Origin of the sequence: Kocuria sp. LHG3120 (assembly GCF_049897445.1) — a bacterium.
Lineage (GTDB): Bacteria > Actinomycetota > Actinomycetes > Actinomycetales > Micrococcaceae > Kocuria > Kocuria rosea.
This window is the reverse complement of sequence record NZ_JAFCWG010000007.1, coordinates 138,704-151,961: the sequence shown is the minus strand read 5'-3', so window position 1 is coordinate 151,961 and position 13,258 is coordinate 138,704. Positions and strand designations below refer to the sequence as shown.

Here is a 13,258-nt window from a genome sequence, read left to right as displayed (position 1 = left end):
CGCCATGTCCGCCAGCACCCTCACCCCGCGCACCGAGAGCTATCTCCACGAGGTCGCCCGGCGCCTGCCGCCCAGAGCCCGCGAGGACGTGTCCCGGGAGCTGCGGGGCACCGTCGCCGACATGGTCGACGACGGCGTGGCGCACGGTCTGCCGCCGGCCGAGGCGGAGCGGCGCGCCCTCGAGGAGCTCGGCGACCCCGCCCTGCTGGCCGAGGACTACGGCCCCGGCCCGCGGCACCTGATCGGGCCCGAGCACTACCACGACTTCCTCGAGCTGCTGAAGGTCCTGGTGCCCGTCCTGGCCGGCCTCTTCGGCGGGCTCACCCTGATCGGCCGGCTGTTCGGGGAGGCGGGGCGCGAGGACCTGGTCACCTACCTCGTGCTCTCGCTCGCCCCCGCGGTCGGTGCCGCGATCCAGGGGGCGCTCATGGGGGCGGGCATCGCCGTCGTCGTCTTCGCCGTGGTGGAGCGCACGGAGGTCGCGGAGGCGGTGGAGCGCGGCGCCCGGGGGGAGGCCGGGGCGGCGGCGGAGGCGCCCCCGCGCTGGACGGTCGAGCAGCTGCCCCCGCCGCGTCCGGAGCGGGACTCGACCGTGGGGGAGCTGGTCTGGGCCACCATCGCCCTGGGCCTGGCCTTCGCCGCGCCCTTCCTGCTCTCGCGGCCGCTGCTCCGTGAGGGCCCGCTCGCCGGCGAGCCCCTGCTCGACCCCGCCGTGTGGACGCCCTGGGTGCCGCTCTACCTGGGGATCGTGCTGCTGGCCTGGGGGTGGGAGCTGCTGCGCTTCTTCCGCCGCCGCTGGTCCTGGGCGCTGTTCGGGATCAGCGCCGTCCTGGACCTCGCCATGGCCGCGCTGCTCGTCACCGTGCTGCGCACCGAGTCCGTGGTGAACCCGGTCTTCCGCGAGCGCGGCTGGGTGGGCGAGGAGTTCGCCCAGATCGGGGTCGCGCTCGTGGTGGTCATCACCGTCTGGGACCTCGTGGCGAGCTTCCTCGCCTGCCGCCGGTCGACGGTCCGGCGGCGCTGACCGGCGGAGCTGACCGGCGGCGGCGCCCGTCGCTCCTGTCCGGGGAAGCACTCGGCCCGCGGGAGCTCCGAGGAGCTCCCGCGGGCCGGAAGGGGGCCTCTGCCGCCGCGGGGTGCCGGGCAGCGCGGGACGCGGGACGCCTCGTGGGCGACCGGCGCCGGCCGGGATGCGCCGAACCGGGTCAGGTGGCGCATCGTGTGACCATCATTCGACACCCTGGTCGGCACTGTGCGCAAACGTCTACTCTGGAACCGGTCAGATCGATCAGATCGAAGCGGGGAAGTGGGGCTGCGGTGGTCAGCATGACGAACGGCGGGGCGGCAGCGGGTCCGTTGGACGCGACGGACCGGAGGATCCTGGCGGCGCTGGACGAGGACCCGCGGATGACGGTGCTCGCCCTGGCCCAGCGCACCGGCCTGGCGCGCGGGACGATCCACGCCCGGCTCGAGCGCTACCGCGCGAGCCCCGCGCTGCGCCCGCACAGCACCCGGGTGACGCCCGCGGCGCTCGGCTACGGCCTGGCCGCGAGCGTGGCCGTGGAGCTCGACCAGCACCAGCTCGACGAGGCGATCGCGGGACTGCAGGCGATCCCTCAGGTCATCGAGGTGTTCGCCCCCGCGGGGCAGACGGACCTGCTGTGCCGGGTGGTGGCGAAGGATCCCGAGGACCTCTACCGGGTCTCCGAGGAGATCCGGCTGTGCCCCGGCATCCTGCGGACCTCCACGAGCATGTTCCTGCGCACGGTCATCCCGTACCGGGTGGCGCCGCTGCTCGCGGGGGACGAGGTCCCGGGGAGGGGCGGGGTCAGTTCCGGGCGGCCGCGCCCATGACCTCGGCCCGCAGCCGGTCCAGGTCCACGGCGTCCCCCTCGTGCAGGCCGTGGGTGCGGACCCACGCGCGGGCGCTGAGCATGATGTCGTCGTAGTGCTGGTGCGTCTCGCAGTGGGCGGCGCCGATCCGGGCCTGGGCGCGGTGCTCCCGGTCGTCCTCCGTGAAGGAGATGACGGCCACCGGGCTGAGGGCGAGTCCCACCACGCCGCGGACGGCCGTGATGGTGCGCCCGTGGAACGTGTCGCCGGGAGCGAGGTCCCAGGCCCTGGCGGCGGGGTGCTGATGGGTGAGGTCCATGATCGGCTCTTGTGGTGTCGGGAGGCCGTCCCCCGCGCGCAGTGCCGGGGGACGGCCTCGGGGGCGTCGGGAGGAGGAGCGGTCCGGGGGTCGTCCGGTGTCCGGCCGGCCCCCGGTGCCGTCCGGTCAGTGGCCGAGACCGGTCCAGTGGCTGGTCTCCTGGTACCAGGGGGACCAATGCTTGCCGTCGTAGTAGCGGTACTTGACCACGTGGTAGACCTTCTTGGCGTCGTGGTGGTCCAGGTGCTTCCAGTGCTCGCCGCCCCAGGAGCCGCCCCAGTAGTAGTCGTGGTGGCCGCCGGTGTAGTAGTGGTGGTCGTGCTTGTCCACCGCGTAGTAGTACTGCTTGACCTCCACCTTGTAGCCCTTGTGGCACTTCACGTGGAACGGGTACTTGACGTACTTCTTCCCGTGGTGCCACGTCCAGGACGGCTTGTGGGCGTCGACCGAGCAGTGCTTCTGGTGGGGCTTGTGCGACGCCGTCTCGAGCACCGAGGACTGCGTCGAGGCCGTCTGGGCCGGGGCGGCCTGGGCCGGGGCGCCCAGCAGCGGCAGGGCGCCTGCGGCCAGGGTCAGGGAGGCCAGGGACAGCCCCGCCTTGCGGGCGTGGCGGCGGGCGCCGGCCGGCTGCGGGGCTGCGGTCGTGCTGGTTTCGATGGACATTTGGGGTCTCCTGCGGGAAAGAGATTTCGTGGGTGCCGGCGGTTCCAGCCCGGGGTCCGGAGGGGAACTTCTCGAACCGACAGGACCAGGGTCGCAGTGGGGGGCACCTCCCGGCGTCCACCCGGGAGGTGAACTCCGGCGTACAACCGGGGTGGTACGCGCGGGACCGGGGCAGGGATCAGAAGCGGTCGGTGGGCTTGACGAGCCCGCTCTTGAACGCCGCCGTGACCGCCTGGGCGCGCTCGCTGACGCCCAGCTTCAGGAAGATCCGGTGGACGTGGGTCTTCACCGTCGCCTCGCTGAGGAACAGGCGCCGGGCGATCTCCGAGTTCGTCAGGCCGTGGGCGACGGCGACCAGGACCTCGCGCTCCCGCCGGGTCAGCTGCTGCAGCCGCTCCGGCGGAGGGGCGGAGGGGTCGGGCCCGCGGCCGAACTCGGTCAGGAGCCTGCGGGTCACGTCCGGGTCCAGCCAGCCCCCGCCGCGGGCCAGCGAGCGGACGGCGTCCGCCAGGACCTTCGGCGCGGAGCTCTTGAGGATGAAGCCGGAGGCGCCCGCCCGCAGGGCGGCGTGGACGGCGGCGTCCTCGTCGAAGGTCGTCAGCACCAGGACGGCGGGGACGTTCGGCACCCGGTCCAGGAACGCGTCGGAGGTGAGCACCCGGGTGGCGGCCACCCCGTCCGTGCCGGGCATGCGCACGTCCATGACCACCACGTCCGGCTGCAGCCGCGCGGTCTCCTCGACGGCCTCCGCGCCGTCGGCGGCCTCCCCGACGACGATCAGGTCCGGCTCGGCCGTGAGGAGCATGGCCAGCCCGGAGCGCACCATCGCCTCGTCGTCCACCAGGAGCACCCGGACGGGTGCGGGTTCCGCGCCCCGTGTCATCCGGTGCCCTCCCCGCGGCCGGTGGCCGCCGTGGCCGCCGTGGTCGCCGCGGCGTCCTGCGCCGCGGCGTCGCCGGGACCGGGCGGCCGGACGGGCAGCCGCGCGGACACCAGGTACCCCCCGTGCGGATCGGGCCCGGCCGTCGCCTCGCCGCCCACCGCCCGGGCCCGCTCCGCCATCCCCCGCACCCCGTGCCCGGTCGACAGCCGCGCGGAGAGCCGGCCCCGGGCCCCGGCGCCGTCCGTGCGGACGGAGAGCTCGACGTCCCGGGGGCCCCAGTCGAGGGCGACCCGGACCGGGCGGTCCGGGGCGGCGTGCTTGACCGCGTTGGTCAGCGCCTCCTGCGCGATCCGGTACGCGGCCTCGTCCACCGCCGGCTCCAGGGCCCCGGGCTCGCCCGCCACGCAGAGCTCCACCTCACGGCCCGCCGTGCGCAGGTGGTCGAGCAGGCTGTCCAATCGTTGCAGCCCCACCGGCTCCGGCGCGGTCTGCGCCGCCGCGGACGGCGCCGGGGAGAGCAGGCCCAGCATGCGCCGCAGCTCCGTGACGGCCTGCTCCCCGAGCTCGTCGACCTGCCGCAGCGCCGCCCGCGCCCGCTCCGGGTCCCGGTCCATCACGCGCTCGGCCCCTCCGGCCTGCAGCACCATGAGGCTCACCGCGTGGGCCACGACGTCGTGCAGCTCGCGGGCGATGCGCTGGCGCTCCTCGGCCTCGGCCCGGGCGGCGGCCAGCCGGGCCACGAGCGCCCGCTGGGCCACGCTCCAGCGGACCCACCGGCCCACGCCGAAGACGACCACGTGGGCCACGGTGAGGAACAGCGCGGCGACGACGAACGTGGCCACCCGCATCGACGGGTCGGGAGTGTCCCGGACGGTGGCCTGCACGCTCGTGGCGACCGGCAGGAACGCGAGCGCCAGGCCGAGGAGGGCGTTCCGGTCGGAGCAGTGCGCGGCCGCCGCGAAGAGGGCCAGCCAGACGCAGAAGACGGGGTGGAACGCGAAGCCGAGCAGGGGGACGGCCACGGCGCCCAGCGACACCAGGGCCAGCACCGTCAGGGGCCGGCGCCGGCGCCAGAACAGGGGCAGGTACAGCAGCGCCGCCGTGAGGACGACCACCCAGGTGGCGGTCGCGTCCGGCTCCGCCGTGCGGTCCCACGTGATCTGGAGCTCGATGCCCCACAGCACCGGTACCGCGACGAGGTCCACGGCCAGGCGCGAGGGGTGCCTCCGGGATCTCATCGGGTCCCGCTCAGCTGCACACGGACCTGCCGAAGACGGTGCAGATCCACATCCGCTCGACGGGAGGAGCGGGCAGCCGGCAGTCCTCCACGATCGAGTGGCGCCGGATCTCCTCCCACGCCACCACGGGTCGCAGGGCCTCCTCGGTGCTGTCCGGGGCCTCCTCGGCCGGGGCCGGGCCCAGCACCGTGTCCACGGCCGAGCACAGTTCGGCGCCCGTGGCGAGCCGGCGCTCGGAGCCCGCGCCGTCCGGTGGGCCCTGGGCCGGGCACCCGGACGGGTGGTCGAGCCGGATGCCCGTCATCTCGGACGCGGGGTCGTGCAGGACGCCGTGCAGCTGGATCCGGGCGATCCTGATCCGCTCGACCTCGTCCGTCCGCCCCGACGCGACCCGGGCGATCAGCACCTCGGGGTCGACGTCCCGTCCCAGCCAGTCCGGCGGCCCGTGCACCAGCACGTAGTCGCTGTCCACCAGGCGTCCCCACGCCAGGTGTCCCTCGACGGCATCAGCTGCCCGCGCGTCCTGGACGGACACCAGTGTCCGGAATTCTGTCTCGAGATTCGCCATGTCGAGCCCCCCGCAGGTCGTGCGGCAATTCTCCCCGTCCGCCCACGTCAAGTCCATAGTCCTCCGTGGGGCGCCCCGGGCCCGTGCCGGCCGGGCCGCCGACCCCTGGTCACACCGCGCGCCCAGCGGTATCGTAAGCACACTGGCGAATCGGCGACGCTTCGCCGCCCCTGATCGTCGAGACGGATCGAAGGAGATGCCATGAGCACCAAGGTCGAGAAGAATGTCGTGGTCGACGTGCCGCTGAGCACCGTGTACAACCAGTGGACCCAGTTCGAGGACTTCCCCCACTTCATGAACGGCGTGCAGAGCGTGACCCAGCTCGGCGACGACCGCCTCCAGTGGGTCGCCGAGCTCGGCGGCGTCCGCCGGCAGTGGGAGGCGAAGATCGTGGAGCAGGTCCCCGACAGCCGGGTCTCCTGGGCCGCCACCGAGGGCGCCACCAACGCCGGCACCGTGACGTTCCGCGACGCGGGCAACGGGCGGACCGAGGTGCACCTGGTCCTCGAGTACGAGCCCGAGGGCCTCGTGGAGAAGGTCGGCGAGAAGCTCAACGTGGTCGAGAACCAGGCCGAGGGCGACCTCGAGCGGTTCAAGAAGTTCATCGAGGCCGAGGGCTACGCGACCGGAGCCTGGCGGGGATCCGTCAACGAGGGCGCCCCGGTCGGCACGCCCGGCGTGGAGCACGCCGCGGCCTCCCGCGGTGACGACGGCAAGGCCGGGGTCTCGGGCAAGGCGGTCGCCGCGGGCGTCGCCGCGGCCGGGGTCGCCGCCGCCGGGGTCGCGGCCGCGGCGAAGAAGAAGGACTCCGGCCCGGACACGGAGCCGGTGACCTTCGAGTCGACCGCGCCCCCGGCGGCGCCGGCCGCACCGGTGGCACCGGTGGCGCCGGGGGCTTCCGGGGAGACCGTGACCGGGGAGGTCCCGCCGATCCCGCCCGTGGACGAGGCGCTCGCCGACGACACCGTCGACGCGGACCCGGGCGTGGGCCCCGCCACCCGACGCATCGACGACCGCCCCGCGGGCGGCCCGCTCTGATTCGTCCCCGTGCACGCACCGGGCCCCGACCGCACACGGTCGGGGCCCGGTGCGTGCACGGGGCGTCCCGTTCGGCGGGACGGCGGAACCGGCCGGTCAGCCGGTCACGGCGCCCAGCGAGGCCGAGCGCACCAGTTTGACGTACTTGCCCAGCACGCCGCCCTCGTACTGCGGGCGCAGGGGGGCCCAGCCGCTGCGCCGCTGCGCCAGCTCCTCGGCGTCCACCAGCAGGTCCAGGGAGCGGGCCGCCAGGTCCACCCGGATCCGGTCGCCGTCGCGCAGGAACGCGACCGGTCCGGCGTCGACGGCCTCCGGCGCGATGTGGCCGATGCACAGACCCGTGGTGCCGCCCGAGAACCGGCCGTCCGTGAGCAGCAGGACGTCCTTGCCCAGGCCCGCGCCCTTGATCGCCCCGGTGATGGCCAGCATCTCGCGCATGCCGGGGCCGCCCTTGGGACCCTCGTAGCGGATCACGAGCACGTCCCCGGCCGTGATCTCCCCGGCCTCCAGGGCGTCCATCGCGGCCTGCTCCCGCTCGAAGACGCGGGCCGGGCCCTCGAAGACCTCGGCGTCGAAGCCCGCGGACTTCACCACCGCGCCCTCCGGCGCCAGGGAGCCGTGCAGGACGGTGATCCCGCCCGTGCGGTGGATCGGGTTGTCGAGGGTGCGGATCACGTCGCCGTCCAGGGGTCCGGGATCCAGGGCGGCCAGGTTCTCGGCCACCGTGCGGCCGGTCACGGTGAGGGCGTCCCCGTGCAGCAGCCCGGCGTCGAGCAGGGCCTTCATGACCACCGGGATGCCGCCGTGCCGGTCGACGTCGTTCATGACGTACCGGCCGAACGGCTTGAGGTCCGCGAGGTGCGGGACGCGGTCCCCGATCCGGTTGAAGTCCTCGAGGGTGAGCTCCACCTCCGCCTCGTGGGCGATGGCCAGCAGGTGCAGGACGGCGTTGGTGGACCCGCCGAGGGCCATGAGCACGGTGACGGCGTTCTCGAAGGCCTCCTTCGTCAGGACGTCCCGGGCCGTGATGCCCTGCCGGAGCATCTCGACGACGGCCTCCCCGGAGCGGTGGGCGAACTGGTCGCGCCGCCGGTCCGCCGAGGGCGGGGCCGCGGAGCCGGGCAGGCTCATGCCCAGGGCCTCGGCCACGGAGGCCATCGTGTTGGCCGTGTACATCCCGCCGCAGGCGCCCTCGCCCGGGCAGATGGCCCGCTCAATGCGGTCGAGGTCCGTCCTGCCCATCAGGCCCGCCTTGCACGCGCCCACGGCCTCGAACGCGTCGATGAGGGTGACGTCCTTCTCGGTCCCGTCGGTGAGCTTCACCCACCCCGGGGCGATGGTCCCCGCGTAGAGGAACACCGAGGCCAGGTCCAGGCGGGCTGCGGCCATGAGCATGCCCGGCAGGGACTTGTCGCACCCGGCCAGCAGGACGGACCCGTCGAGGCGCTCGGCCTGCATCACCGTCTCCACGGAGTCCGCGATGACCTCGCGGGAGACCAGCGAGAAGTGCATCCCCACGTGGCCCATCGAGATCCCGTCCGAGACCGAGATCGTGCCGAACTGGAGGGGGTAGCCGCCGCCGGCGTGGACGCCCTCCTTGCAGTCCTGGGCGAGCCGGTCCAGGGAGAGGTTGCAGGGGGTGATCTCGTTCCAGGAGCTCGCGATGCCGATCTGGGGCTTCTCCCAGTCGGCGTCGCCCATGCCCACGGCGCGGAGCATGCCGCGGCTGGCGGTCGCGTCGATGCCGTCGGTCACCTGACGGCTGCGGGGCTTCATGTCGGGGCTCATGCGGTCTCTCCCGGGTCGTCGGTGCGCGGTGGGGTGCGTGCCGCGAACCTATCAACGGAACTCGAGGAGCGTCGAGGGGTGTCCACGGCCGGCGCGGAAGATTGTGCACCCCCGGGGGAAGACAAGGGGGCGCCCGTCCTCCTAGGGTGGGAGAAGCAAACGATAAGCAACCTGATCGAAGGAGTCCGACATGCCCGAGGCACCCGTCTCCCAGCACGCCCGCGCGATGGCCGACGACGAGGGCGGGATGCCCGAGCAGCAGCAGACGCCTCCGGGGCTGACCGCCGCCATGGACCCCGTCCCCGACCACGGCGAGGCGTCCTGGGAGGGCAGGGGCCGGCTCGAGGGGCTCAAGGCCCTCATCACCGGCGGGGACTCCGGGATCGGCCGCGCCGTGGCCATCGCGTTCGCGCGGGAGGGGGCCGACGTCGCGATCAACTACCTGCCCGAGGAGCAGGAGGACGCCCAGGACGTGGTGGGGTGGATCGAGAAGGCCGGCCGCACCGCCGTCCTGGTCCCCGGCGACGTGCGCGAGGAGCAGAGCTGCCGGGACATCGTGGACCGGGCGGTCGAGGGTCTCGGCGGGCTCAACGTGGTCGTCAACAACGCGGGCTTCCACTGGGCCCGCGGGGAGGCGGGGCTCAAGGGCCTCGCCACGGAGGACCTCGAGCGCGCCGTGCGCACCAACCTCTACGGCACCCTCTGGATCAGCCGGGCGGCGCTGCCGCACCTCGGCCGCGGGGACAGCATCATCAACACCACGTCTGTGCAGGCCTACGACCCGTCCGTGTCGATGATCGACTACGCGGCCACGAAAGCCGCGCTGAACAACGTCACCGCCAACCTCGCCGCCGAGCTGGGGCCCGAGGGCATCCGCGTCAACGCGGTCGCCCCCGGACCGGTGTGGACCCCGCTGGGGCCCGCCACGAAGGAGCCCGGAGCGGTCGCGAACATGGGCAAGGAGACGCCCCTGGGCCGGATCGGCCAGCCCGCCGAGCTGGCCGGCGCCTACGTCTTCCTCGCGAGCCCGGCCGAGGCCAGCTACGTCAGCGGCACCGTCCTCGGCGTCACCGGCGGCATGCCCGTCTTCTGACCCGCGCCCCCACACCCCTACGGAAGGAGCACCTCGTGCCCAAGACCGGCAAGGACGACCACGCCAAGAAGAGCGAACTGCCCTCCACCCTGCAGCGCTCGGGGCAGAAGGCGCAGGACACGTTCGCCAAGACCTACGACTCCGCGCTCGAGGAGTACGGCGACGAGGAGCGTGCGGCGCGCACGGCCTACAGCACGCTCAAGCACACCCACGAGAAGGTCGGCGACCACTGGGAGGGCAAGGAGGAGTACGGGCCCTCCGACGAGCACGCCGCGGGCGGCCGCGACTCCCGCGCGGAGACCGCCGGCGGGGTCGACGCGAACTCCTCGAAGGAGCACCTCTACCAGGTGGCGAAGCGGCTCGACGTGGAGGGGCGCTCCTACATGACCAAGAAGGAGCTCGTCGACGCGATCCGGAAGGCCAACGACGCCGCGACGCGCCGGGCCCGCGAGGACTGAGGGGCGGCCGGGCTCAGAGCACGCCCAGCAGCCCGCGCACCAGCGTGATCGCCCCGCCCAGCCCCGCGAGGACCAGAGCGACCGTGCGCGCCGTGCTCAGGGACACGCGGCGGGCGACGACCCCGCCGATCCGCACGCCCAGCACCACCGTGAGGGCCACGCCGGGGGCCACCCACCACGGCGGCATCCCGCCGGTCCCCGCCGCGCCCAGCAGGGTCTTGGTGAGCACCGACAGGGCGCCCATCGTCATGAACACCGGCTGCAGGGTCGCGGCGAAGGAGCGCTGCTCCCAGCGGGCCAGCCGGGAGTGGATCACCATGACCGGTCCGGCCACCCCCGCCGTGGTGTTGAAGAACCCCCCGATCGCCCCGGCGAGCACCGTGGGCAGCCGCCCCGGCCACTCGGGCAGGCGGGGGAGCCCGAACATGGTGGTGAGGGCCAGCAGCACCACGCCGCCCACCAGCACCTGCAGCCAGGCGGCGGGCAGCTCGCGGACCACGAGCGCCGCCGGCACGGCGCCCACCGCCGCGGCCGGGGCGATGAGGGCGAACCGCCGCCAGTCCACGTGGCGCCACACCGAGAGCATGATGAGGAAGCCGGAGACGGTCGTCGTCGCGTTGGTCACGAGCACGCCCGTGGCGGGGCCCAGCAGCAGGGCGAGGGTAGGGGCCACGACCAGGCCGACCCCCGTGCCCGAGACGCGCTGCAGGACCGAGCCCACGAGGATCGCGAGGGCGGCGATGACGATGATTTCCACGGGTCCCATTCTGCGCCTCCGGCAGCCCGGCCCCGGACCGCACACGGGCCCGCCGTGGTGATTCCCGGATCCGGTGCCTACCCTGGCCGTGAGGAGAGACGGCCGCAGGGTGCGGCAGCGGACGGGAGCGGCACCATGGGCACCAGCCGGGACCTGGTCGACGACGACGAGGGCGGGCACGGGCCCGCGACCGTCCTCGCCCGGATCCCCCGCTGAGCCGGTGGGTGCCGCCACGGGCGCGGGCGGGCGCGCCGCACCGGTCACCGCGGAACGGCTCCGGGAGGTCGCCGCGTCCGGCTTCGGCATCACGGAGTTCCGCGAGGGCCAGCTCGAGGCGATGGCGGCGGCGGCGGCCGGCCGGGACGTCCTGGCGGTGATGCCCACCGGCCACGGCAAGTCCGCGATCTACCAGGTCCCGGGCGCCGCCCTGCCCGGGACCGCCGTGGTGGTGTCCCCGCTGATCGCCCTCCAGCACGACCAGGTCGAGGCGATCAACGAGGACCTCGGGGCGGAGGTCGCCTTCGCGGTGAACTCCGCGGTGGGGGCGCGGCGCGAGCGCGCCGCCTGGGACGCCGTGGCGCGCGGGGACGCGAAGTTCCTCTTCCTCGCCCCCGAGCAGCTGGCCAGGGAGGAGATCACCGAGCGGCTCGCCGCGCACCCGCCGTCCCTGTTCGTGGTGGACGAGGCGCACTGCATCTCCTCGTGGGGCCACGACTTCCGCCCCGACTACCTGGTGCTGCAGGAGGCCGTCGAGCGGATGGGGCGCCCGGCCGTCGTGGCCCTGACTGCCACCGCCTCCCCGCACACCCGGGCAGAGATCGTCGACCGGCTGGGCCTGCGCGACCCCCTGGTCCTGGTGCACAGCTTCGACCGGCCCAACATCGAGCTGCGGGTGGTGCGCCACCACCAGGCCTCCGACAAGCGCCGGGCGGTGCTCGACGAGGTCTCGGGGCTCGCGGGCCCGGGGCTGGTCTACGTCGCCACCCGCCGGGAGACGGAGGACTACGCCGCGGAGCTGGTCCGGCGCGGCGTGCGTGCCGAGGCCTACCACGCGGGACGCCGGAGGTCCGAGCGGGACGAGGTGCACGCCCGGTTCCACGGCGACGAGCTGGACGTGGTGGTGGCCACCACCGCCTTCGGGATGGGCATCGACAAGCCGGACGTGCGCTTCGTGGTGCACGCGGACGTCCCCGACTCCCTGGACAGCTACTACCAGGAGATCGGCCGGGCCGGCCGGGACGGGAGACCCGCCCTCGCCGTGCTGCACTACCGCTCCGAGGACCTGGGGCTCCAGCAGTACTTCGCCGGGGCCGCCCCCGAGCCGGCGGACCTCGAGCAGGTCCTCCGCGCGGTCCGCCGGCACGGGCCGGTCCGGGCCCGCGAGCTGCGCGAGCACACCGGCCTCGGCCCCCGCGCCCAGGCCCGTGTCCTGCACCTGCTCGAGCACAGCGGCGGCGTGCTGGCCCGGCCCGAGGGCTACCGGGCCGTGGACGGGGTCGCGCCGGAGGACGCCGTCGCCGCCGCGCTCGAGGAGGCCGAGGCCCAGCACCGGATCGACCGCTCGCGGATCGACATGATGCGGGGCTACGCCGAGACGGACGGGTGCCGGCGGGACTGGCTGCTCCACTACTTCGGCGAGGAGACCGACGGCTGGTGCGGCAACTGCGACACCTGCGCGGAGACCGGCTCCGCCGCCGAGGCCGCGGAGCGGTCCGCCGCCACCCCGCACGGCTGGGCGATCCAGAGCCCCGTCACCCACCGCGAGTGGGGCCACGGGATCGTGATGGGCGCGGAGCCGGACCGGATCACCGTCCTGTTCGACACGGTCGGGTACAAGGAGCTCTCCCTGCGCCTGATCGAGGAGCACGACGGGCTGCTGGTGCGCGGCTCCGGGGAACGGCCGGATGAGGGACCGTGAGCCCCGACGGGCGGTCGCCGGTCAGCGGACGACGTCGTAGACGGACTTGAGGACGCCGTTGGCGTAGGCCTCCTGCTCCACCAGCTCCAGGGTGCGGAACGTGTCGGTGCTGTCGTCGAAGAGACGGCGGCCCGCGCCGAGCAGCACGGGGAACACCAGCAGGTGGTACCGGTCCACGAGATCCGCGGCGGCGAGGCCCTTGGCCAGGGTGGCGCTGCCGTGCACGAGGATCGTGCCGTCGACCGTGGCCTTCAGCCGCGCGACCTCGTCGAGGGAGCGCAGCACGGAGGTGTTGTGCCAGCGCGGGTCCTCCAGGGTGGAGGAGACCACGTACTTGGGCATGGCGTTGTACTCGGCGAACTCCTCCATCGACGGCCAGACGGGGGCGAACTCGTCGTAGCTGACCCGGCCCATCAGCATCGCCGCCGCCTCCTTCTGCTCCCGGTCCTTGAGCTCGTAGGCAGCCTCGTCATAGGTCACGTGCCGGAAGCTCCAGCCCGCGTGCGGGTGCGGGCCGCCGCCGGGGGAGTCGACGACGCCGTCGAGGGTGATGAACACGGTGACGATCAGCGTGCCCATGGGGATCTCCTGTCGGTGCGGTCGGCGTCCGTCGCTGCGGTTCCCACTCTCGCGCTCCCGCGCGGCCGGGGGAAGGGGGCGGCGCGGGATGACGCGTCCGGCCGGGGCGCGGGCCGGGCCGCC

At 74.2% G+C, this 13,258-nt stretch carries 14 protein-coding genes; 6 read left to right on the top strand and 8 right to left on the bottom strand.

Going from position 1 to position 13,258, the window contains the following annotated elements; translation table 11 throughout:
- Positions 1 to 4: 4 nt before the first annotated feature.
- Together ACP7CD_RS14570 and ACP7CD_RS14565 are read left to right on the top strand one after the other, a co-directional pair.
- Positions 5 to 1,024, top strand: coding sequence for a permease prefix domain 1-containing protein (locus ACP7CD_RS14570; RefSeq protein WP_426120509.1), 1,020 nt, complete (start codon positions 5 to 7; stop codon positions 1,022 to 1,024).
- Positions 1,025 to 1,326: 302 nt separating this feature from the next.
- Positions 1,327 to 1,854: an Lrp/AsnC family transcriptional regulator gene (locus ACP7CD_RS14565; RefSeq protein WP_136341739.1), complete on the top strand. Its 528-nt coding sequence runs from the start codon at positions 1,327 to 1,329 to the stop codon at positions 1,852 to 1,854.
- Here ACP7CD_RS14565 and ACP7CD_RS14560 read toward each other — a convergent pair.
- The 5 genes from ACP7CD_RS14560 to ACP7CD_RS14540 form a co-directional block, all read right to left on the bottom strand.
- The gene (locus ACP7CD_RS14560; protein ID WP_017834729.1) at positions 1,829 to 2,152 is read right to left on the bottom strand and encodes a hypothetical protein; all 324 of its coding nucleotides are present in this window, start codon (positions 2,150 to 2,152) and stop codon (positions 1,829 to 1,831) included. The genes ACP7CD_RS14565 and ACP7CD_RS14560 overlap by 26 nt on opposite strands.
- Before the next feature lie 126 nt (positions 2,153 to 2,278).
- A complete protein-coding gene (locus ACP7CD_RS14555; RefSeq protein WP_426120508.1) occupies positions 2,279 to 2,815 on the bottom strand; it encodes a hypothetical protein in 537 nt (178 codons plus the stop codon).
- A 178-nt stretch (positions 2,816 to 2,993) separates the two neighbouring features.
- Positions 2,994 to 3,698 carry a response regulator gene (locus tag ACP7CD_RS14550; RefSeq protein WP_017834731.1) on the bottom strand — a complete coding sequence of 235 codons (705 nt, stop codon included), beginning with the start codon at positions 3,696 to 3,698 and terminating at the stop codon, positions 2,994 to 2,996.
- Entirely contained in the window at positions 3,695 to 4,936 is a 1,242-nt protein-coding gene (locus ACP7CD_RS14545; protein WP_426120507.1) for a sensor histidine kinase, read from the bottom strand. Before ACP7CD_RS14545 ends, ACP7CD_RS14550 begins: the two co-directional genes overlap by 4 nt.
- Positions 4,937 to 4,946: 10 nt before the next feature.
- Positions 4,947 to 5,471, bottom strand: a complete 525-nt coding sequence (locus ACP7CD_RS14540) for a hypothetical protein (RefSeq protein WP_147284824.1) — start codon at positions 5,469 to 5,471, stop codon at positions 4,947 to 4,949.
- A gap of 234 nt (positions 5,472 to 5,705) precedes the next feature.
- On the opposite strand from ACP7CD_RS14540, the gene ACP7CD_RS14535 reads away from it, so the two are divergent.
- Positions 5,706 to 6,542, top strand: a complete 837-nt coding sequence (locus tag ACP7CD_RS14535; RefSeq protein ID WP_426120506.1) for an SRPBCC family protein — start codon at positions 5,706 to 5,708, stop codon at positions 6,540 to 6,542.
- 96 nt (positions 6,543 to 6,638) lie between these two features.
- Here the strand turns inward: ACP7CD_RS14535 and ilvD are convergent, their stop codons facing one another.
- Entirely contained in the window at positions 6,639 to 8,330 is a 1,692-nt protein-coding gene (ilvD, locus tag ACP7CD_RS14530; protein WP_426120504.1) for a dihydroxy-acid dehydratase, read from the bottom strand.
- 190 nt (positions 8,331 to 8,520) lie between these two features.
- Here ilvD and ACP7CD_RS14525 point away from each other — a divergent pair, with 190 nt between their 5' ends.
- Together ACP7CD_RS14525 and ACP7CD_RS14520 are read left to right on the top strand one after the other, a co-directional pair.
- On the top strand, positions 8,521 to 9,423 hold the full coding sequence (locus ACP7CD_RS14525) for an SDR family oxidoreductase (protein ID WP_017834736.1): 903 nt from the start codon (positions 8,521 to 8,523) through the stop codon (positions 9,421 to 9,423).
- 35 nt (positions 9,424 to 9,458) lie between these two features.
- The gene (locus ACP7CD_RS14520) at positions 9,459 to 9,881 is read left to right on the top strand and encodes a ChaB family protein (RefSeq protein WP_336650371.1); all 423 of its coding nucleotides are present in this window, start codon (positions 9,459 to 9,461) and stop codon (positions 9,879 to 9,881) included.
- A gap of 13 nt (positions 9,882 to 9,894) precedes the next feature.
- On the opposite strand, the gene ACP7CD_RS14515 is transcribed toward ACP7CD_RS14520, so the two are convergent.
- Positions 9,895 to 10,647, bottom strand: a complete 753-nt coding sequence (locus ACP7CD_RS14515) for a TSUP family transporter (RefSeq protein WP_426120503.1) — start codon at positions 10,645 to 10,647, stop codon at positions 9,895 to 9,897.
- A gap of 211 nt (positions 10,648 to 10,858) precedes the next feature.
- Here ACP7CD_RS14515 and ACP7CD_RS14510 point away from each other — a divergent pair, with 211 nt between their 5' ends.
- On the top strand, positions 10,859 to 12,556 hold the full coding sequence (locus ACP7CD_RS14510) for a RecQ family ATP-dependent DNA helicase (RefSeq protein WP_426120502.1): 1,698 nt from the start codon (positions 10,859 to 10,861) through the stop codon (positions 12,554 to 12,556).
- 21 nt (positions 12,557 to 12,577) lie between these two features.
- Here the strand turns inward: ACP7CD_RS14510 and ACP7CD_RS14505 are convergent, their stop codons facing one another.
- Entirely contained in the window at positions 12,578 to 13,135 is a 558-nt protein-coding gene (locus ACP7CD_RS14505; protein ID WP_336650373.1) for a dihydrofolate reductase family protein, read from the bottom strand.
- Positions 13,136 to 13,258: the final 123 nt, after the last annotated feature.